Genomic DNA, 20,858 nt, shown 5'->3' with positions numbered 1-20,858 from the left:
TCAGGACCTCTGGGAGACCACCTCGCCTGCCGACGCCCGTTCGTTGCCGTGCGTAGAGGGCGATGGTCCGTGCCCGCACCTCGTCCCAGTCCACTGCTTGCATGCCAGGCAAGATAGCCGGTCGTCCGGCAATCCAACCCGGCGACGAAGATCACGATCTACGGCTGGAGTATTAGGACTCGTAACAAAAGCGGACTTCCCTCTAAAGGGCCTTCGCAGGGCACAAATCAGTGCGGCACGTAATCCGGCTGCGCGGTCCGGGCCGCCGCCCGCCACCTGCCCGGCGACACGCCGTGCCGACGGCGGAACGCGGTGGAGAACGCGTACTCGTTGCGATAGCCGACCTTGGCGGCGATCTGGGCGAGCGTCACGTCGGAGCGTGCGAGGGCGTCTTCGGCGCGCTGCATGCGTACGCCGGTCACGTAGCTGCCGGGCGAGTCTCCGGTGACCTCGCGGAACCGTAAAGAGAAGGCGGCGCGGGACATCCCGGCCAGGTCGGCCATGGCTGGGACGGTCCACTCGCTGGCCGGTTCGGCGTGCACGTGCTCCAGGACCCGTCGCAGGCCCGGCTGGGACAGTGCCCGGTACCAGCCGGGTGCTGCCTCCCCCGCCTGTGCCCACCAGGAGCGGAGGGCGAAGATCAGGTTGACGTCGAGGAGGCGGTCCAGCAGGACCTGCTGTCCAGGGGCGTCCTGTTTGATCAGGTCGGCCAGCAAGGCCACGGCCGCCGCATGGGCGCTTTCCTGGTCGGTCGCCGGTACGACGACGGCGCGCGGCAGGGCGCGGAGCAGGGATGCGGCGAAGCTGCCGTCGAGGATGTAGGCGCCGCACAGGATGAGTGCCGCGTCGCCCTGCCTGGTGTCGGTTCCGCACAGCCGGGCGTCGGCGATCGGCTCGGCGGTGACGTCCGGGTCGCTGACCAGGGCGTACGGCGCGCCCGAAGACATCAGCACGACGTCCCGCTCCCCTAGCCGGAGCGGTTCCCGGCCGGGCTCCTCGAGCCAGCCGGTGCCCTCGATCAGCACGTGGGCGGTGAGCGGCCGGCGCCCGCTGAACCGCACGCCCCAGGGCCGGACCCGGCGCAGTACGGAGAAGACGGCGCCGCGGGCGCGCGCCTGCGCGAGCTGGTCGGTCAGCACGTCCATACTCGAATCCTAGACGAACACGAATGAATGCCAGCTGATCGAACATTTTCCCTCCACGGTCACGTTCGTATCGTGGAGGACATGGCACCGTTCCTGATCCTCGGCGGCACCGGCAAGGTCGGCCGCCGCCTCACCCACTCGCTCACCCACACCGGGCACGATCCGCGTCCGGCCAGCCGGAACTCGGCGACCCGCTTCGACTGGCAGGACGACTCCACCTGGCCCGCGGCGTTGGCCGGCACAGAGGGGGTGTTCGTCATCGGCCCCGGATCGGCGACGGACTGGAGTCCGCGTCTGACCGGCCTGCTGGAGGCGGCCCACGCTGCCGGGGTGCGGCGCGCGGTCCTGTTGTCGGCGCGCGGCGTGGAGTTCCTGCCCGACGGAGCCGTCGCCAGGGCGGAGCAGGCCCTGCGCAAAGGGCCGCTGCCATGGACGATCCTGCGACCGTCGCACTTCGCCCAGAACTTCACCGAGGCGATGTTCGCCCCGCGCGGCGGGCTGATCAGCGCGCCGGTCGGCATGGGCGCCGAACCGTTCATCGACGTCGCCGACATCGCGGACGTGGCGGCCGCTGTCCTCCCGGGCGGCTTCGAGGGCGAGACCCTGGCGCTGTCCGGCCCCGAGGCAGCCGACTTCGTCCAGGCGGCGCAGATCCTCACCGAAGCGTCGGGCACCCTGGTCCGGTTCGCAGACCAGTCCGACGCCGACCACGTGGCCCAGCTGCGCGCGGCGGGCACACCCGAGGGCTACATCGAGTGGCGCATGGCAATGCTCGGCGGTATCCGCCGGGGCGAGGACGCCTACCTGAGCGACGGCGTGAAGCACGTTCTAGGCCGGAGCCCGATCGGGCTGCGGGAGTGGGCGGCGCGTGAGGTGCCAGGCTCGGATTGGGCCATGGCTGTGCGGGGTGGCGACCAAGCCGGCTAAGAACTCCTAACGAAGTGGGAGGTTCCTCAGTCGTCGCCAGCAGATGATGCTGCAGGCCAGGCTGAGGAAGGCTTCGTGGATGTCGTCGCGGATCTCCCAGCGGATGCGTAACCGGCGGAACCAGTGCAGCAGCGCGAAGCTCTGTTCGACGACCCACCGGTGGACGCCCAGTCCTGAGCCGTGTTCGGTGCCACGGCGGGCCATGACGGGGGTGATCCCGACTGCCCGGACCTGTCGGCGGTACTTGTCGTGGTCGTAGCCCCGGTCGGCGTAGAGCGTGTCTGGTCGTCGGCGGGGCCGTCCGCGTCGGCCGCGCACCGGCGGGACGGCCTCGATCAGCGGCATGAGCTGGGTGACGTCGTTGCGGTTGCCGCCGGTCAGCGAGACGGCGAGCGGGATGCCGTGCGCTTCGGTGATCAGATGGTGCTTGGAGCCTGTTCGGGCACGGTCGACCGGGCTCGGTCCGGTTTTTGGGCCGCCCTTCATGGCCCGCACGTGGGAGCCGTCGATCACCGCCCTCGACCAGTCCAGGGCGCCGGCGGCGTTCAGCTCGGCCAGCAGTGACTCGTGCAGACGCTGCCAGACACCAGCGTCGTTCCAGTCACGCAGACGCCGCCAGCACGTCATCCCCGAGCCGAAGCCCAGTTCCTGGGGCAGGAACTCCCACGGAATGCCGGTGTACAGCACGAACAGGATGCCCGACAGCACTTTCCGGTCGTCCAGACGCCTGCGCCCCGGGTGATCGGCCCTCCGCGGCACGACCGGAAGCAATGGTTCGATCCGCGCCCACAACTCATCGGACACGACCCACGGAAGCTGCTCACCCTTTCTCACGTGAAGGCTAACGCTCCATCAGGAACCCACCTTCCAAGGTAAGAAGCCTCACTTTGTTAGGAGTTCTTAGGCCGAGGAGCATCTCAAAGGTAGTTGCCGGGTTGGGCAGTGTCGAGGCATCGCATTCTGGTGATCATCTCACCGAACGCGGTCGGGCAGGAACATCGCCAACTGGTCGGTGATCCAGGGGTCAAACATCGCCAACTGGCCTGCGATCCACGGGTCAGGGCGGTCGTGCGCCGACCTCTGCTCACCGGCGTACCTGTAGCCGACGTCCCGGCTTCCGTGTCCGGGGAGGTTTTGGCCCTCGCTTTCGACCGCTGTGATGCGCTCATCCACCTTGGATGTGGCCGCAGTTGCTGAGCCGCCGGCGGCCAGGAGCGCACCTGTCACGAGTGCCGCGGAAATGCCCGCACGCGAAATACGCCAGATGATCTTCTTCACGGTCTTTCCTCCTTGCGCAGCCCGTCGGTCTGGTCAGTGCGAACCGGTGGAACCCGCCGGTGCTGCTGCGCTAAAGAAGCTACGCACCCCCAGTTGGTTGAACGATGAACTATCTGGGTGAAACAAATCACCCCTACCGGGAGGGATAGGGAGGTCGAGTGGTGTCGCGCTGCGCATGTGCGGGTCCGGCCCAGCTTGCGGCCGCTCGCGGCAGGCTCCGTCGCGGCGTGGCACACACCCCGGGATTCGCCCACCGCGGCGGTCACCCCGGATGGAGGCAGGCCCGGACGTGGAGGCGACCTCGACGGGTGGGGCAATGACGGCGCCTCCAGGAACACCTTGGGTGACCGTGTCCGGCGTCACGGCCAAAAAGGGCAAACAGTGCGAGTATCAGTGTTGTGCAAGATTCAACTACCTCGCCGGGGCGCAGAGCGGTGACGACGGAAGTGACGCGTACTCTCACCCGCCGGATCCACGGCAAGCGAGCCGATCATGTGGTGCACGGCGTCAAGACCGTCATTGCCGCTCTGCTGACCTGGGCGGTCGTTGCTCCCTGGGCCCCCGAGAAGCAGCCCTACCTGGCGGTCGCCACAGCCGTACTCATGGTCAACGCCTCCACGGTGTATCAGTCTGTGAGGAAAGCAGCGCAAAGCGTAGTGGCGAGGATCGCCGGCCTGTTCCTCGCCCTCGCCGCTGCCCGGCTCCTGGGCCAGACCGCGGGCGCCGTCGCAGTCATTGCGGTCATCGCGGTCCTGGCCGGTCCCCGCCGCACCACCGACGACCGTCTCCAGGCCGCCTCGACGGGGGTGATCGCGTTGGCCGCCACCGCAACCGATCCCATGGGCCACCTCTTGTCCCCCGTACTGCAGACGCTCACCGGCGCGGCCATAGGTATCGCGGTGAACGCCCTGGTCCTGCCGCCGCTGTATCTGAACGAGTCCGATTCCGCCGTACGCGACCTCGCCCACGCCTTGGGAACCCTGCTGCAGGACATGGGCACCGGCCTCGCCCGGCGACAGCTCACCTCGAAGGCCCATGCCTGGCTGCACCAGGCCCGCAACCTGGACAAGCGCCTCACACATGCAGAGGAACAGGTACAGCAGGCCGATGAGAGCCTGCGCTGGAACACGCGCTGCGTCGTGCACACGCGGCGCAGGGACACGACCTACACGGACGCCGATGCATTCAGCGTCCTGCGTGGCGTGTCGCTCCAGGTTCGTGGAATCGCGCGCACCCTGGCCGACAGCGCCCACGATAACCACGCCGATCACCACCTGGGGCAGCAGTTCCTCGACCGGTACGCCGACGCCCTGCAACTGGCCGCGACAGCCGTCCAGGGATTCGTCGAAGCCCGCCCGGTGCAAGGCACATCGAACGCATCTCCCCAGGAGCGGCTGCGCCGGGCGATCGACGGCACGCTGATATGGCACCGCACGATGACCGACATGATCGGCCAGGGCAGGCTCACCAAGCCGGGCGCGTGGCACGTCTACGGCTCGCTCATGACGGACGTGGAAAGGCTGCTGACCGACCTGGACCGCGGGAACGTTCACTGACCGAGCGAATCCACCCCAGGTGAGGCGGCCTTCGGCTCCTCCCGCACTCCCAGGAGAGCTTTAGGCCGACGACAACCGCGTGACTCCTCCCCCTCGTGAACGAGGGACGAACGGGCTCAGCTGGCACGTTGGGCGAAGCGCGCGAAAACTGCGTAGTTTTTGGCTCTGCGCGCGAGGATCGTGCTGCGGTGCGCGGAGGGCGGGACGAACAAGCAGGTGGCGACCGAACTCAATGTGAGCGAGCAGTCGGTGAACCGCTGGCCGGCCCGGTTCGTGAAGCGGCGGCTGGACGGTCTGGTCGACGAGCCGCGGCCCGGTCGACCGCCGTCCATCCTGCTCGACCAGGTCGAAGACGTTGTCGTCGCGACGCTGGAATCCACCCCGGCCAGGACACCCACTGGTCGCGTTCCTCCATGGCCGCCCGCACCGGGTTGTCGAAGTCCACCATCGGGCGGATCTGGAAGAAGTTCGACCTCAAGCCGCACCTGCAGGATGCCTTCAAGCTCTCCACCGACCCGCAGTTCGTCGCGAAGGTCGTCGACGTCGTCGGCCTGTATCACAACCCGCCGGAGAAGGCCGTGGTGTTGTGCGTGGACGAGAAGAGCCAGATTCAGGCGTTGGACCGCTCGCAGCCGGTGCTGCCGATGATGCCGGGCATGCCCGAACGGCTCACCCACGACTATCTGCGGCACGGCATCACCAGCCTGTTCGCCGCCTTCAACATCGCCGACGGCACTGTCATCGGTGAACTCCACCGCCGCCACCGGGCCATCGAGTTCAAGAAGTTCCTGGTCACGATAGACAAGGCGGTTCCCGCCGGACTCGATGTGCACCTGGTGTGCGACAACTACGCCACCCACAACACCCCAGAGATCAAGACCTGGCTCGGCAAGCACCCCCGCTTCCATGTCCACTTCACTCCGACCGGCTCCTCCTGGATCAACCAGGTCGAGCGGTGGTTCGGCCTGCTGACAGACAAGCTCATCCGTCGTGGCGTCCACACCTCGGTGAAGGCGCTGGAGGATGACATCAGGGCCTGGATCGACTCGTGGAACGAGAACCCCAGGCCCTTCACCTGGACCAAGACCGCCGACGAGAACCTCAAATCCTTCGCCGACTACCTCACTAAGGTCACTCCGCCAGCCACCGAGAACCAGCAAGATACTTAAGCCCGCGATTTCAGGCGCATCGCACTAGCTTGTACCCCTTTCGGAACTCCGCAAGTGCAGCGGAATGACCGCGGCGGAGGCGTAGTTCACCGGCCCCGTGATGGTCTTCTTCGGCAAACGGCTCGCCTGACATCGTCCTGGCCACACCTGCTGCGGGCCGCTCTCCCACGAGCTCACCGCCCTCATCCTTCGCCTGGCCCGCGGAGAACCCCACCTGGGCTACCCCCGCATTCGAGGTGAGCACGCCGCCTCGGCCACCGTATCGGCGCATCCACCATGCGCCGCGTCCTGCGCTGCGCCGGCCTCGGCCCGGCACCCCGCCGGAGCCCCAACGAAGCGCCCACATGGCGCGAGTTCCCGCGCGCCGCAGACTTGTTCCACGTCGACACCGTGACCGTGAAGCGGCTGTACGTGTTCTTCGCCGTGGAGATGGGCACCCGCACCGCGCACATCCTCGGCGTCACCGCCCACCCCACCGCAGCCTTGGACACACAACTCGCCAGGAATCTTCTCGTCGACCTCGGCAACCGGGCCTCACGCGTCCGCTACCCGCTACGCGACCGCGACAGCCGCTGCACCGAAGCGTTCGACGCGGTCTTCACCGCCGACGGCATCGAGGATCCTCAAGAGCGCGCCCCAGGCGCCAAAGATGAACGCCCACGCCGAAAGGTTCATACGCACCGCTCGAGCCGAGTGCACCCACCGGCCACTGATCTACAACGAGCAGCACCTGCGGCGCGTCCTCGCCGAGTTTGCCGAGCACTACGACCGCCGGCGGCCCCACCGGGCCCTGCAACTTCGCGCTCCCGCCGACGACCCGCACATGATCCCACTCCCAGCCCAGCGTATCCAGCGCCACGACATCCTCGGCGGCCTCGTCCATGAGTACAAAGACACCGCCTGAAGACGCTCGCGTCACGAAGCGAACGCCCAGGTCAGCACACATCCGGAGCTGTTGGAACCCTACAGGGTTGTTGCGGTCGTCACAGGAGTGGCGGATTAGGTTGACCATTCAACAATCTAGTTTATGGTTCATCTATCGGGCTGGGGTCCTCCCACGCTCGAACCCACACTGCGCCGGATGGTGCAGGTCAAGGTAAAGCGCTGATCACTATGGGCTTTTTCCGCCGCAACAAGACCAACACCCCCGAAGGAACGGAGACAACCGTCGTGGCTTCCCCCGTAAAGCTCGCCGTCATCTACTACTCCTCGACCGGCTTCTCTGCCGAGATCGCCAAGGAAATCACCGAAGCCGGCGCGAAGGCCGGCGCCGAGGTGCGCCTGCTGAAGGCGGCCGAGCTGGCCCCCGCAGCCGCCATCAATTCCAACGAGGCCTGGGCCGCCCATGCCGCCGCCAGCGCTGGAATCGCCGAGGCTACGGCGGCCGACGTCGAGTGGGCCGACGCGGTCATCTTCGGCACCCCCACGCGCTTCGGTAACATCTCCTCCCAGCTCAAGCAGTTCATCGACACCCTCGGCGGCCTGTGGGCCCAGGGCAAGCTCGCAAACAAGGTCTACAGCGGCTTCGTCACCACCGCCACCACGCACGGCGGACAGGAGTCGACCCTGCTGGCCCTCTACAACTCGATCCACCACTTCGGCGGCCTGATCGTCTCGCCGGGCTACACCGACCCGGTCAAGTTCGTCGACGGAAACCCCTACGGCACCTCCCATGTCGACGCCCAGGGCAACAACCCGATCGGTGACCAGACCCGCAACGCAGCCCGCCACCAGGCGGAGCGAGTCGTGCAGATCGCGGCTGCCCTCAAGGCCGGCCTCTCCTGACGGTTCACCGCTCGCCGGTGCGTCGCCTCTGACTGGTCATTCCTTTGAATGTAGAGAGCTCTGATCCTGGATCCGCGGAGCGGTATTCGGTGAGTGCGGCTCTGTGAGTTCCGAGCCGGATTCAGCTGTTTCTCTGCTGGTGGGCATGGGCGATCGCCGGGCGGCCGTACCGGTAGCGGGTTCTCCGAGGTCCTGATCGTGGGCGGCCGGGACGGTCCGGCTCGTCAGGTGCGCAGACGGCAGCCGACGGCCGTCCACAGCCTCTCGAAGACGTCCCGCCAAGGCCAGGGTTCGGGCAGATGGAACGTCAGGACGCGGACTCTGCTGGCCAACCATGCTGGGTGGGCGATCAGTTGGCGGAGGATGGTGCCGTCACGGGTCTTAGCGTGGAACGCGAGGCGGCGCCCTTGGCAGAGCCCGCCGAGCCCAGAGATACGGCTTCTAATATCATTTCGCATTCTTCGAAGAACGCTGACGCCTGCTTGGCCATGCCTGCCGCTCACCGCCCAACACGACACGAAGACGTCCACTGCATGGCGATGGAGTCGAGCATCGAGGAGAGGAACGTTTATGCGCGCCCGGAGCATCGGCGCGGCCACCGCAACAGTATTGGCGCTGGTGGCCGCCCGCGACCTCATCCAGAAGAAGCACGCACTGCTCCGGAACTTCCCGGTGATCGGGCACGCCCGGTACCTGTTGGAGACGATCGGGCCGGAGCTGCGGCAGTACATCGTGACTTCCAACGAGGAGGAACGCCCGTTCAGTCGTGACCAGCGCACCTGGATCTATGCGTCGGCAAAGGAGGAGAACAACTACTTCGGGTTCGGAACCGACATCGACGTCGAGCACGTGCAGGGGCACGCGTATGTGAAGCACCGCACGTTCGCCGACACGCTGCCCGACGCGCAGGACCCGCTGGCCCCACTGCCCTCGGCCAAGGTGTTGGGCGGGCCGCGCGGGCGCGCCAAGGCGTTCCGACCGGCGAGCGTGGTGAACATCTCGGCGATGAGCTTCGGATCGCTCTCCGGCGCGGCGATCACGGCGCTCAACAAAGGGGCGGCGTTGGCGGGCGCGATGCAGAACACGGGCGAGGGCGGCCTTGCGCCGTACCACCGCAACGGCGGCGACCTCGTCCTTCAGATCGGTACCTCGTACTTCGGCTGCCGCGACGAGGACGGCAGCTTCAACCTCGACAAGCTCAAGGATGTGGTCGCCGACGCCCCGGTCAAGGCGATAGAGATCAAGCTCTCCCAGGGCGCCAAGCCCGGGCTGGGCGGAATGCTGCCGGGCGCGAAGGTGACCCCGGAGATCGCCGAGATCCGCGGCATCCCAGCTGGCAAGGACTGCGCCTCCCCATCGCGGCACACCGCGTTCAGCGACGTCGACTCGATGCTCGACTTCGTCGAGTTGCTCGCCGCAGAGACCGGTCTGCCGGTCGGGGTCAAGAGCGCGGTGGGAGAGATGGACTTCTGGCAGGAGTTGGCCACGCTGATGGCGCGTGGTGACCGTGGGGTCGACTTCGTGACCATCGACGGCGGCGAGGGCGGCACCGGGGCGGCGCCGCTGATCTTCACCGACTCGGTGTCGCTGCCGTTCCGGATGGGCTTCTCCCGGGTCTACGGCACCTTCGCCGAGCTGGGGCTGACCGACGAGCTGACCTTCATCGGCTCCGGCAAGCTCGGGCTGCCCGAGAACGCCGCGGTCGCCTTCGCCCTGGGTGCAGACATGATCAACGTGGCCCGTGAAGCGATGCTGTCCATCGGCTGCATCCAGTCGCAGAAGTGCCACACCGACACGTGTCCCACCGGCGTCGCCACCCAGAACCCGTGGTTGGCCCGCGGCCTCGACCCGACCTCGAAGGCCACCCGGGCCGCTGTCTACCTGCGCACCCTGCGCAAAGAGCTGATGAAGGTTTCGGCGGCCGTCGGCGTCGCCCACCCAGCGCTCATCACAGCCGCCGACATCGAGATCATGAACGGCGACTACGAGGCCCGCACCCTGGCCGGCGTCTACGGCTACAAGGACGGCTGGGGCGAGCTCGGCCCGCACCTCGCCGATGAGATCACGGCCCTGCTCACCACCAAGCGGACCGCCATCCACAAGCCGACCGTCTGACGCGCCGACAGCGACAAGCACCGCGCTCAAGGCTGCCCTGCGCGGAGCAGGAGCGTGGCACCAGCCGTTTTCGCCCTTACCCACCCACCTGCCCTTACCCCACGACCTGTCCGTGCCAAGGCGATGACAACATGACTGAAGAAGTGAGATTCAAGAGCGTCGTCGGCCCCGAACTGGCCGGGTCGCTCGACCTGCCGGAAGGCCAGGTCCGGGGCTGGGGAATCTTCGTCCACGGATTCACACTCGGCAAGAACTCGCCGGCCGCCTCGCGTGTCAGCAAGCAGCTGGCACGCGAGGGGATCGGGATGCTGCGCTACGACAACCTCGGGATCGGAGACTCCGACGGCGACTGGGGGGACGGTTCCTTCACCATCAAGGTCCAGGACACCGTCCGTGCAGCAACTTTGATGGCAGAGCGAGGAACTCCAGCAGACCTGCTGGTCGGGCACTCGTGGGGAGGCGCCGCCGCCATCGCCGCAGCGACCGAGGCAACCGGCATCCGCGCGGTCGCCACCATCGGAGCGCCTGCCGACCCCAGCCACGTCGAGAGACAGTACGACGCGGTCATGGAACGCGTTCTCAGTGAAGGATCGCACGAGTGGTTCGTCGGCGGGAGGACCCTGGTGCTCAAACGTGCCTTCGTCGACGACGTCCACCAAGCTCACCTACACGACCGGATTCGCGAATTGCACCTGCCGCTACTCGTCATGCACTCGCCTACCGACAACACCGTCGACATCGCCCACGCCGGGGAGATCTTCCGCGAGGCACGACACCCGCGCAGCTTCGTCTCGCTCGAAGGAGCAGACCATCTCCTGACCGCACGAGGACAAGCGCAACGAGCCGCTCACATCATCAGCGCCTGGGCCGACCAGTACATCCACGAGAGGTCACGGCCCGGAGGAAAAGACATGTGAGGTGGCTACTGATGCCGGTGAAGGAGCTGACCGAGACGTAGTCAAGGCCGCCGACGGTAATGTCGCGCTCGCTGCCCTTGGAGGGTTCACCGCCGGCGACGAAGGCGTGGGCCAGCACGGCGCTGCGGGTGCCGTGCGGGTAAGTGGCGAGGTCGGCGCGATGCCGTAGACGGCCACGGTGCCGTGCTCGTCGTCCAGCAGGACCGGGCGGGTGCAGGCCGCCGGGTCGGTCCGCAGGTGCACACCGGCCCGGGCCAGCACGCTGGCGCCGACACCGAGCCGGTGTGCCGAGTCGTGGTTTCCGCTGATCATGATGATGGGGATGCCCAGGGCGGCAAACTGGCCCAGCGCGCTGTCGAAGAGGCGCACGGCATCCAGGCTGGGGATGGCTCGGTCGTAGATGTCCCCGGCCACGAGGATGGCGTCGACAGCATGGTCGCGGGCCGTGTCATGTATGTGGGTGAGGAAAGCGCGCTGCGCGTCGATCAGGTCGGCTTCATGGAACCGGCGCCCCAGATGTCAGTCCGAGGTGTGCAAGAACCGCATGAGCACAGACCGTAACCACTGAGATGCGCGCGGCGGGGGGTTTTCCCGATATCGAGGGTGAAACCGGGGCAGGTTGAGGAGGGTGGACAGGGGCTGCCGCCAGCGGGCTCGATCACCTCCTGCTCCCGTCGGGCAGTACCTGGATAAGGAAGTGACCGGGGTGGGCCGCCGTCATGGAGCGGGTGTAGTCCTCGCGGGAGGTGTCCATGAACATCCCGGCGGCTCCCAGCGCGAGCTTGGCGTCGGCGCCCCTGGTCCCGGATGCCCGTTCCTGCAGGTCAGACCCGGCACCCGCCGTCGCACCATTCGTGCCAGTCGACCCTCCGACGTGCTGTGATGAGCCTCACCACAAACATGAGGGCCCCCTCGAGTAAGGTGGCCACGTCGAACATGAGGGCCCCCTCCGGATGATCGTCACAGTTCGGTACCCAGCCGATCCGGCTTCCCCGGATCACGGACAGGACGGCCGCCCGGTCAACGGAATTGCGGCACATCACAAGGAGATGACCATGAACAAGTGGATCAAGCGCGTCTCGACCGCTGTCGCTTCTACGGCGCTGACAGGCGGAGCCCTTCTCGGAGTCAGCGGCACGGCGTCAGCGGCGACGGGCTCGGAGCCCGGAGAGCACACACAGTCCGCAATCACCGCCTTCGCCACCAGCGGCGACCGCACGGACGGATACCAAAGCGCTCACCACGAGGCACAGGACGACAGCTGGGACGCACCCCGCGGCTGGTACACGAACGACGACCGCCAGGACCACTACGGGGAAGAGCGCTGGAACGGTAGCCACGTGTACGTCCGGGACGGGTACCGCTGGGACGAGGCGACGACGTGGCACCGCGTCAGCGCCGAGCGTTGGTACCTGGACCAGGTCGCGTGGTACGTGGACCAGCGCTGATGCGCCCGCAGGCCAGCACGGTCGGCTTGACCGGCCGCAACGACGTGGCTTTGGGTTGTGCCGTTGCGACTCGTCAAACCGACCGCTCGCCGAGCCGACATCGAGCGCGAGTCGGTGAAATCGCCGCCCGGCCGAACGGGAACAACATGCGGGAGCCGTGCGTGCTGCTCCCGTCCTCCGGTGCTATTGGTCGCGCCGGTGATACCGCCACGCCCCGTGCCTCGAAGCACACGGGGAGCGATCGCAGCCGGGCGACGGGAACGTGGAAGTGAGGGACAGTGAGATCGGTCAGAACCGTGGCACACGAGCTGCCCGTGCGACTTGTCGTGTCGCACGACCTGTCGGTGTCGATACGTGCAGAACTGGGGTACGAGGCGGATGATCCCTATGCCGTGCGTGCCCTCTTCCACACCCTGGACCAGAGCGGAACAGTCGAGTGGTTCCTCAGTCGCGACATGTTGGCTCAGGCCCTGAGCGAGCACACCGGGCACGGGGACGTGCACATGCGGCCGGCCAGTGACTCGGGACGCGATGTGGTGCACATCGTTCTCACGTCGCCTGCGGGATCGGCTCTGCTCGAGTTCCCCGCGCAAGGCGTGGAATCCTTCCTGCGTGAAACGTGGTCCGCAGTGCCGCCGGGGACCGAATCCAGCCGGTTCGACCTGGACGCCGAGCTGGCACAGTTGCTGGCGGGAAGCTGAACGCCTCCCCTGGATGGTGCCCCCCGTGGGACTGAGGGCCCGGATGCCGACCGCGGCACCGGGCCCGCCGCATGTCCCGCTGTATGCCGTGTATCCGACGTCTTATGCCCGGTTGCCCGACGTCGTCAGTCGCGGCTCATGCCTCCTCGCGGCACTCGCGGCACTCCTCCTCCGGGCACTCGAGAGTGGTGAGGGTCTGCTCGACCTGCTGGGGGGTCAGCGGGGGTTCGGGCAGCTCGTGGGCACACTCGGCACGGAAGGCGTCGAGCAGCAGGTGGAGGTGGCGGCGCCAGGCGTTGGGGGCGACGGCACGGGTGGCCTGGATGATCCCCACTTGGGACCAGATCACGAAGGCGATGTCGTCCGGAGTGACGTCGTCACGCAGGGCGCCCTGCCCCTGGGCGTTGCGGAAGATCTGAGCGAGCCGTTCCTTCGCGCGTTCCAACATTCCCCTGCCGAGCGCATGGACGGGCAGGCGGGCCGAGACCAGGTCGTTGAAGGCGCGGTCACAGGCCAGCAGTTCACAGAGCTTTTCCAGGTAGAAGCAGAACCCCTCCCAGGCGTCCTCCATGGCTGCGGCCTCTTCGGCTGCGGCGAGCAGATCCGTGAACTTCGCGGTGAAGAGCTCTTCGACCAGGTCGAGCCGGTGAGGGAAGTGCCGGTAGACCGTGCCGATCGCGACGCCCGCCTCACGGGCAACACCCTCCAGAGAAGCGTCCAGCCCCTGTTCGGCGAAAGCCTTGCGGGCAGCGGCCACGATCGCGTCCCTGTTGCGCTGCGCATCGCGGCGCAACGGTTTGGCCGGCGCCTGGGGCGCGGAGAGGACGTGCTGGTGACTCATACATCCAGACTAACATGAGGGGACCCTCAAATTAGATTGTGATCTTTCTCACAGTGCGGACGGAACGTGGTCCAGAAGCACGCACGCAGGGCGCGCCGAAGACGACGAGACTCCGGCTCAGACCGCTAGGACCAGCTGGGTGATGGCCCGTTGGGTTCTCCGTACGGCACCGGCCGGCCGGTGAAGGCGTCGTGCGGCTGCCTTCCTCCAGGCAGCCACCGGGACCAGTGAGCGGGTCGCCCTGCTGGGCACCGCCAGTCATGCGATCGGGACCACGCTGGACCTGTGCCGAACGGTCCAGGAGATGGCTGCGGTCCTGATTCCGGCGATGGCCGACTACGGCACGGTCGACCTTGCGAAGATCTGGACGCTGCGCTTCACCATGCAGTACAAGACGGCCGGGTCTCGGAGGCATGGACCATGCCCGAAGAGCAGGACATCTACGACGCCTACTGGACACCGTCCCTCGACACGCACTGCGACATGTGCACCGTCTCCGGCGTCTCTGCTGTCGCCGACACCTACGGCCTCGGCACGTTCGGCGGGTGGCTGGTAAAAACCATCAAAGATGACGGCGGCGGGCCGCGAGGTTCCTGTCGTTACACCTCACGGGCCTTGACTGCGGCCGGACGGAGCCGCGTTGTCAGCCACGGCCCCGTGCCACCACGCCTGCGCGGGTGGGACTGCCGACTTGGAATCTACGGTTCCGATCTCCACGTAGAGGCAGATGGGAGGCTCGGGGCCCGAAGTGCCTCCTTCCCTCAGGTCACGTACTGTGGTGGAGCGGATCACTCGCATGCCCAGCGCCGCCGCGAGATCGACGGGTAGCGGCTCGCCGTATAGGAGCCGTCGGCGACTCGGAAGCGATACGGGGGTCCCGAAGCCTTCGGCGCCGACGGACGACGAACAGACCGCGTTCCCCACCAATCCCACCGCCGCGGCTTGACGACACGGCAACGTGAGGCGCCTTCATGCACCGGCCGCACGTCTACCACCCGATCAGGCCCCCTCGACCAGACAAGCCCGTTGATCGGTAGGCGGATGGCTTCTCAGGCCTTGTAGGCGTGTTGAAGCATCATGATGAGGCCGCCGGCAAGAAAGAGGGCGACTGCTCCCAGAATGATGATTTTTGTGTAATCGCTCATTGTCATACTCGTGTTCCGTGTCGGAAATTTAGGGCAGTCCGCGCCGCGGTCTGCCCGTGGGCCTGCTGCGTGATCTGCAGATCAACCAGTCGGTCAAATGCCGTGCGCTGGGGCTGCCAACTGTTGCTCGATTTCTCATCGAATGCCCCCAACTGCCGCCGCCTGTTGATGGGTTGGGGGATATCAGGTCGGTGAGCGCCAAGCCGTTCGGACGCTCGGATCCTGCAGCGGCAGGTTGAAAACGCCCCATTCGCGGGCTTCAGCCCGTCGTCGCCGGAGCGACTCGAAGACCGTGAAACCGCACGTGGAGCCGGTGTAGGGCTGGTATATGGCAGGCGGTCGGCTGCAAAGCGTGTACCCATGGCCTGCCTCCTTTGGGGGTAGGTACGGGACCTCCACCCCAGGAATGGGTGGATCACCGAGACATGCCTCTGTCTCGGTGAGCGAATCGGGTAACTACCGCGGGCGGTGAAGCGGCTGCGACTGACGACCACTGCGATGGTCAGCGGAACGGTCACCGCGGCGGCCAGACCGAAGATCTTTCGGCATGGCCGGTGTCAGGCGACGCCTGCGACACCGGACGGGCCGAAGTAACGCGCGCCTGCCGTCACGACACGAGAGGCGCCCCGTTTCAAGGTTTGATCAGTCACATCACGGCGGCTGCTGCCGGACCAGATTCATGACTGAACCCGCCACCTTGGTCCGTACAGCTGCGAGGAGTTCGAGATGCGCAAGCTTGCGTCACTGTCCATGGCCACCGCCCTCGTTGCCGCGGCAGTGCGACGGTCTTCGCCGTACCGGCCGCCGGAGCGGCAATCACGCCGCGCCGCCGACGCACTCGGGGCGGGGAGGTGATGGGGGCGACGACGATCGCGCCGGTCGGCCCCCGGTCCGACCGAGTTGTCGGTCATGCTCGGCCCGGTCGATGTCGCCCTGCGCGACCTGGCCGGTGCGGGCCCCGAGCCGCCGGAGCAAGCACGGCACGCACGGCCGACCCACGCTCCCGTGCCATCAGCGCTGCCCCCGGTCGATCTTCGTGGCAGCATCGGGGACGGTCCGGCCGTGGACGGCGGGGCGACCGCCGTACGGGTCCTCGTCGCTCCACAGAGTCGTCGGGGCAGCCTTGCGGACCACCGGTATGACCTCGCTCGCGAACCGTTCGAGCATGGCGAGCTGCTGCTCGTGCGGGATCACCGTCGGGAGGCTGAAGGACTGAAGATCGTGTCCGAACACCTCGTGGAACCAGAGGATCTTCTCAGCGATCTGCTGCGGTGACCCGACCAGGACGGGGCCGCGCTCGATGGCGTCGTCGATGGTCGCGAACGTCATCTCGTTGCCGGGCGTGTGGTTCCCGGGCTGGTTGAAGTACGCCACGATCTGCTCGTACGTCGGCCCGAAGGCCTTTTTCGCCTCCTGGGTCGTGTCGGCCAAGTAGAGGAAGCCGGCCCCTGCGCCGACATAGGCGAATCGGGGGTCGTGCCCGTGCTCGGCGTACTCCGTGCGGTAGTGGTCGATGAGTACGGTGTAGTTGTCACGGGGCTGGATGGCGTTGGCGGAGAAGAGCGGGTCACCCCACTTCGCCGCGAGGCTCGCCGAGGTCAGCGTGGTCGCCGACCCGTGCCACACGCGAGGAGCACCGGCGAAGGGGCGCGGCAGGCTGGTGACCTCGGTCAGCGGTCCGCGAAAGCGGCCCTGCCAGGTGACCTTCTCCTCGCGCCACAGTCGGCGCAGCAGCTCGTACTTCTCTGCCAGCGCGTCCCACTGGTCGCCGTTGTCGATACCGAACATCGGCAGCTGACGCATTTCGTTGCCCTTGCCGATGACGAGCTCGAGCCGGCCGCGGGAGAGCTGGTCGACCGTGGCGTAGTCCTCGGCGACGCGCAGCGGGTCGTGGATCGACAGGACCGAGACGCCCGTCTGGATCCGGACCCGACTGGTGGTCGCGGCGATCGCACCGAGCAGGACCGTGACGCCGCTGGAGAGGAAGGCACCGGCGTGCCGTTCGCCCAGCCCGACCGCGTCGAAGCCGAACTGCTCGGCGTAGCGCGCGGAGGTCAGCGCCTGGGAGTACCGCTCGTCGGGGCGGATCTCGCGCCCGGTCACGGGGTTCTTGAGGTTCGGCAGGATGTCGAGAACTTGGAACTTCATGAGTGGACCTCCGGTTCTGCGCTGAACGTGCCCGTCGGGCCGACAAGGGACGGTGCGGTGGTCCTCCACTGCCGCAGCAGGCTGGTGACCGCCTGGCGGCCGGCGCGGTTGGAGCCGACGGTGGACTGGGACGGTCCGAAGCCGACCAGGTGTACGCGTGGTTCGTCGGCCACTTGGGTGCCGCGCATGGTGATCCCGCCGAGCTCGTTGCGCAGCCCAAGGGGCTCCAGGTGCGCCAGGGCGGCTTTGAAACCTGTGGCCCACAGGATGGCGTCGAGGCCCGTGAACGAACCGTCCGCCTCGCGGACGCCGCCGGGTTCGATGGCGGTGAACATGGGACGACGCCGCAGTGCCCCGCGTTCCTTCGCCGCCAACGCGTACGGAGTCCAGGCCAGGTCGGTGTAGGAGACGACACTACCGGTGGGCCTGCCCGCTTCGACGTCGGCGGCGACCTTGGCGACGATCTCACGGCCGGCGACCTCGCGCTCGAACTCGCCCTCGCGGAAAATGGGTTCGCGACGCGTGTACCAGAACGTGGTGGCCACCCGTGAGATCTCCTCCAGTTGCTGGAGCGCCGAGATGCCGCCGCCGACGACGGCGACCCGCAGGCCGGCGAACCGGCCGGCCGAGACGTAGTCATGGGTGTGCACCTGGATGCCGGTGAAGGTCTCCTGCCCCGGATAGTGGGGGCGGACGGGGTTGGTCCAAGTGCCGGTGGCGTTGATGACCGCCCGGGTGGTCCACGTCCCCGCGCTGGACTCCACCACCAGCTCTCCGTCGGGCTGGTCGTCCACGGTCCGTACGGAGGTAACGGTCACCGGACGCAGGATCGGCAGGTCGGTCGCCTGCTCGAAGGCGGAGAAATAGCGCGGTACCGCCATGCGGCTGGGCTCGTCGGGATCGACGGGTGGTTGCGGGAAGTCGGGCAGGTCGAAGATGCCGTTCACGGTTCCCATCCGCAGCGACTCCCAGCGGTGCTGCCACGCCCCGCCGGCCGCCGGTTCGGCATCGAGTACCACGAAGGTCCCCTCGACGACGGAGCCGTGCGGGCCGGTCAGGGCGCTGGCGAAGCCGCGGCGCTTGAGGTGGTAGCCAGCCGAGAGCCCCGACTGTCCGCCTCCTATGACCACCACCGTCGCGCGTCGGGCTGCTCGCTCGTATTGCGTCTGGCCCCTTTCCGGGGCGAGTGCGTCAACGTACATCGGGCCGGTCACCATCTTGAGGGCGTGCGCTTGCGCCGGTGGCGAGTCGCATGAGGTCGGTGGTGAAGTCGACGTCGTCCAGGGACCGCTCTGCTCGTGTGGCGTTGCCGCCGAACTGGTGGTCGTACCCGCTCCAGTTGCTGTCGGCGATCTGCCGGCCGGCTCCGCTGCGCAGCATAACGGAGAGCTCTTGTGCGGCTCGGGCGATGCGCTTGCCGAGGTCGGTCGATGCCCAGTCCTCGGGTGCGGCGTACAGGGAGGTGGGCACCGGGATGGTGCGCAGGAAAGCGAACAGCGGCCGGAGCTGGTCGTCGACGACCATGGCGTGTCGTGTGCTTTGGCCCGTCGCGGCGAGGACGACGGGTTTGGCGATGAGCAGGTCGTTGTCGATCAGGTCGGCGAACGACTTGAACAGGCCGCTGATCCCCGCCTTGTAAACCGGTGTGGCGGCGATGACCGCGTCGGCCCGGGCGAGCAGCTCCATGGCCGACTGCACCTTCGCGTTGAGCATGCCGGAGACGATGCTCTGCGCGATGTCCGTAGCGAGAGGACCGAGGTCCAGCGCGCGCACGGTGGCTGTCGTGCCCGACGCCCCGAGGGTGTCGACCGTCTTTTGGGCTATGCGGTCGGCGAGCAGCCGGGTCGAGGACGGATCGCTGACGCCGGCGTTGACGACGGCGATGGTCACCGAGGTCGCGGCGGAGGTGAGGTCGTTCATGTGGTGTCCCTCACGGGTGCTTTCGTGTGGTGGGCGGCGGTGGCCGGAGCCGCGGCGAGAAGTGCGCGGCCGAGTTCGCGCAGCGTCTGCAGTTGTTCGCGGGTCAGGGCCCGGGTCATCGCGGTCGTGACATGCCGAGCGTGTGCGCGGCCGAGGCGCCGTTGCACTTCACGGCCTTCGGGGGTGAGAACGATGCGGCAGGCGCGGGCGTCGTCGGGATCGGGCCGCCGTTCGACGAGCCCCCGCTTCTCCAGGCGGGCGACGAGCCGGGACACCCCTGCCTGGGTGAGCAGGGCGTCGTCGATCAGGTCGGTGATCCGCAGGCCGTCCCTCGCTCCGGCCAGCGCGTAGAGCACGCCGTACTCTCGCGGCGGGAAGCCACCCCAGTCGCCCTCGTACTCGAACTCTCGCGCGAGGGTCGCCTGGGCCCGGAACATCGCCTCCCAGGCCTCGTTCGCCAGTCGGCTGACGCCGCTCATCACAACGCCGCCGGGAAGCTGGCCTCTACGGCCGGGTCACTGTCCTGGTACGGCGAGGTGCCCGACAGGTTGTCGCCCCGGTTCGGGTTCGGGCGCGGCTGACGCGGCTCGGCGTCGCCGTACTTCGCCCTGACCAGGGTGGCGTGCGTCGGGGCGTCCGGGACACCGGGCTTACGGCGCGCCGCCATCTCCTTGCGCAGCACGGGCACCACCTCGGTGCCCAGCAGTTCCACCTGTTCCAACGCCATGTCGACCGGCAGGCCGACGGCGTCGACCGAGAAGAGTTGGCGCTGGTAGTCCCCGAAGCCCTCCTGGAAGGTGAGGACCTTCTCGATCACTTCCTGCGGGCTGCCGACGGTCAGCGGCGTGCCCGCCATGTAGTCCTCCAGCTTCGAGCCGCGGAAGACCGGATAGTTCTCGAAATAGGGCCGATAGGTCTTGACCGCGTCCTGGGAGCGCTTGGCGATGAACGCCTGGCCGCCCAGTCCGACGATGGCCTGCTCGGCGGTGCCGTGGCCGTAGTGCTCATACCGTCGCCGGTAGAGTTCGACGATCGGCTTGAAGTGGAAGTTCGGGGCCAGGATGTGGTTGGCGAAGAACCCGTTGCCGTAGTACGCCGCCTGTTCGGCGGTCTCAGGGCTGCGGATCGAGCCGTGCCACACGAACGGCGGGACGTCGTCCAGCGGGCGCGGGGTGGAGGTGAAGCCCTGCAGCGAGGTGCGGAACTGTCCCTCCCAGTCGACCACGTCCTCGCGCCACAACCGGTGGAGCAGGTTGTAGTTCTCCAGGGAGAGTGCGACGCCCTGGCGGATGTCCTTACCGAACCACGGATACACCGGCACGGTGTTCCCGCGGCCGAGCATCAGGTCCAGCCGCCCCTTGGCGACGTGCTGCACCATCGCGTAGTCCTCGGCGATCTTCACCGGGTCATTGGTCGTGATCAGGGTCACCGCGGTACTCAGGATGATCCGCTCCGTCAGCGCCGCGATGTGAGCGAGCAGCGCTGGCGGCGAGGACATCACGAACGGTGGATTGTGGTGCTCGCCCAGCGCGAAGACATCGAGGCCCACCTCGTCGGCCCGCCGGGCGATCTTGATCAGGTTGCTGATCCGCTCCGCCTCGCTCTGGGTGTGTCCTGTGGTCGGGTCGGGCGAGATATCACCGACCCCGAAGATGCCGAACTGCATGGTGCTCTCCCTGCTGATACATGACTTCGCATGCAAATCAAACAACATGACTGAGCATGTATTCCCCTGGAGTCGATCAGCGGCGCTGTGATCCCCG

Annotated in this window: 18 protein-coding genes and 1 pseudogene; 9 read left to right on the top strand and 10 right to left on the bottom strand. The window is 67.3% G+C overall.

What is annotated here, in order from left to right:
* Positions 1–227: 227 nt before the first annotated feature.
* On the bottom strand, positions 228–1,145 hold the full coding sequence (locus ACZ5NH_RS42785) for an AraC family transcriptional regulator (RefSeq protein WP_468783540.1): 918 nt from the start codon (positions 1,143–1,145) through the stop codon (positions 228–230).
* Positions 1,146–1,226: 81 nt separating this feature from the next.
* On the opposite strand from ACZ5NH_RS42785, the gene ACZ5NH_RS42780 reads away from it, so the two are divergent.
* The gene (locus ACZ5NH_RS42780; RefSeq protein ID WP_369393041.1) at positions 1,227–2,072 is read left to right on the top strand and encodes an NAD(P)H-binding protein; all 846 of its coding nucleotides are present in this window, start codon (positions 1,227–1,229) and stop codon (positions 2,070–2,072) included.
* 6 nt (positions 2,073–2,078) lie between these two features.
* Here ACZ5NH_RS42780 and ACZ5NH_RS42775 read toward each other — a convergent pair whose 3' ends face one another.
* Positions 2,079–2,906, bottom strand: coding sequence for an IS5 family transposase (locus ACZ5NH_RS42775; protein WP_468783537.1), 828 nt, complete (start codon positions 2,904–2,906; stop codon positions 2,079–2,081).
* Positions 2,907–3,044: 138 nt separating this feature from the next.
* Positions 3,045–3,350 (bottom strand): hypothetical protein, encoded by a 306-nt coding sequence (locus ACZ5NH_RS42770; protein WP_468783535.1) that lies wholly within the window; start codon positions 3,348–3,350, stop codon positions 3,045–3,047.
* A 446-nt stretch (positions 3,351–3,796) separates the two neighbouring features.
* On the opposite strand from ACZ5NH_RS42770, the gene ACZ5NH_RS42765 reads away from it, so the two are divergent.
* The 6 genes and pseudogenes from ACZ5NH_RS42765 to ACZ5NH_RS42740 all read left to right on the top strand — a co-directional run bounded on the left by ACZ5NH_RS42765 (position 3,797) and on the right by ACZ5NH_RS42740 (position 10,892).
* Complete coding sequence (locus ACZ5NH_RS42765; RefSeq protein WP_468783533.1) at positions 3,797–4,906, top strand: aromatic acid exporter family protein; 1,110 nt, start codon at positions 3,797–3,799, stop codon at positions 4,904–4,906.
* 120 nt (positions 4,907–5,026) lie between these two features.
* Positions 5,027–6,075: pseudogene (locus ACZ5NH_RS42760) on the top strand (IS630 family transposase).
* Between the two features lie 649 nt (positions 6,076–6,724).
* Positions 6,725–6,979 (top strand): integrase core domain-containing protein, encoded by a 255-nt coding sequence (locus tag ACZ5NH_RS42755; RefSeq protein WP_468783531.1) that lies wholly within the window; start codon positions 6,725–6,727, stop codon positions 6,977–6,979.
* A gap of 266 nt (positions 6,980–7,245) precedes the next feature.
* Positions 7,246–7,860, top strand: coding sequence for an NAD(P)H:quinone oxidoreductase (gene wrbA, locus ACZ5NH_RS42750; protein WP_468783529.1), 615 nt, complete (start codon positions 7,246–7,248; stop codon positions 7,858–7,860).
* A 570-nt stretch (positions 7,861–8,430) separates the two neighbouring features.
* Positions 8,431–9,975, top strand: coding sequence for an FMN-binding glutamate synthase family protein (locus tag ACZ5NH_RS42745; protein ID WP_468783527.1), 1,545 nt, complete (start codon positions 8,431–8,433; stop codon positions 9,973–9,975).
* 131 nt (positions 9,976–10,106) lie between these two features.
* Positions 10,107–10,892, top strand: coding sequence for an alpha/beta hydrolase family protein (locus ACZ5NH_RS42740; protein WP_468783525.1), 786 nt, complete (start codon positions 10,107–10,109; stop codon positions 10,890–10,892).
* On the opposite strand, the gene ACZ5NH_RS42735 is transcribed toward ACZ5NH_RS42740, so the two are convergent.
* Positions 10,866–11,378 (bottom strand): metallophosphoesterase family protein, encoded by a 513-nt coding sequence (locus ACZ5NH_RS42735; RefSeq protein WP_468783544.1) that lies wholly within the window; start codon positions 11,376–11,378, stop codon positions 10,866–10,868. The genes ACZ5NH_RS42740 and ACZ5NH_RS42735 overlap by 27 nt on opposite strands.
* Before the next feature lie 569 nt (positions 11,379–11,947).
* On the opposite strand from ACZ5NH_RS42735, the gene ACZ5NH_RS42730 reads away from it, so the two are divergent.
* Positions 11,948–12,340, top strand: a complete 393-nt coding sequence (locus tag ACZ5NH_RS42730) for a hypothetical protein (RefSeq protein WP_468783523.1) — start codon at positions 11,948–11,950, stop codon at positions 12,338–12,340.
* A gap of 296 nt (positions 12,341–12,636) precedes the next feature.
* Complete coding sequence (locus tag ACZ5NH_RS42725; RefSeq protein WP_468783521.1) at positions 12,637–13,041, top strand: SsgA family sporulation/cell division regulator; 405 nt, start codon at positions 12,637–12,639, stop codon at positions 13,039–13,041.
* A gap of 136 nt (positions 13,042–13,177) precedes the next feature.
* Here the strand turns inward: ACZ5NH_RS42725 and ACZ5NH_RS42720 are convergent, their stop codons facing one another.
* From ACZ5NH_RS42720 to ACZ5NH_RS42695, 6 genes are all read right to left on the bottom strand, one after another.
* Complete coding sequence (locus tag ACZ5NH_RS42720; RefSeq protein WP_468783519.1) at positions 13,178–13,882, bottom strand: TetR/AcrR family transcriptional regulator; 705 nt, start codon at positions 13,880–13,882, stop codon at positions 13,178–13,180.
* A gap of 2,156 nt (positions 13,883–16,038) precedes the next feature.
* Positions 16,039–17,175, bottom strand: a complete 1,137-nt coding sequence (locus ACZ5NH_RS42715; RefSeq protein WP_468783517.1) for an LLM class flavin-dependent oxidoreductase — start codon at positions 17,173–17,175, stop codon at positions 16,039–16,041.
* Complete coding sequence (locus tag ACZ5NH_RS42710; RefSeq protein ID WP_468783515.1) at positions 17,172–18,377, bottom strand: flavin-containing monooxygenase; 1,206 nt, start codon at positions 18,375–18,377, stop codon at positions 17,172–17,174. The genes ACZ5NH_RS42715 and ACZ5NH_RS42710 overlap by 4 nt, the downstream gene beginning before the upstream one ends.
* A complete protein-coding gene (locus tag ACZ5NH_RS42705) occupies positions 18,367–19,095 on the bottom strand; it encodes a CE1759 family FMN reductase (RefSeq protein WP_468783513.1) in 729 nt (242 codons plus the stop codon). The genes ACZ5NH_RS42710 and ACZ5NH_RS42705 overlap by 11 nt, the downstream gene beginning before the upstream one ends.
* On the bottom strand, positions 19,092–19,574 hold the full coding sequence (locus ACZ5NH_RS42700) for a MarR family winged helix-turn-helix transcriptional regulator (RefSeq protein ID WP_468783512.1): 483 nt from the start codon (positions 19,572–19,574) through the stop codon (positions 19,092–19,094). The genes ACZ5NH_RS42705 and ACZ5NH_RS42700 overlap by 4 nt, the downstream gene beginning before the upstream one ends.
* Positions 19,574–20,761, bottom strand: a complete 1,188-nt coding sequence (locus tag ACZ5NH_RS42695) for a CE1758 family FMN-dependent luciferase-like monooxygenase (RefSeq protein ID WP_468783511.1) — start codon at positions 20,759–20,761, stop codon at positions 19,574–19,576. Before ACZ5NH_RS42695 ends, ACZ5NH_RS42700 begins: the two co-directional genes overlap by 1 nt.
* Between the last annotated feature and the right edge of the window lie 97 nt (positions 20,762–20,858).

It is taken from the genome of Streptomyces sp. NPDC031426 (genome assembly GCF_055581585.1).
The sequence above is the reverse complement of the archived record's forward strand: the minus strand, read 5'-3'. Positions and strand labels throughout refer to the sequence as shown.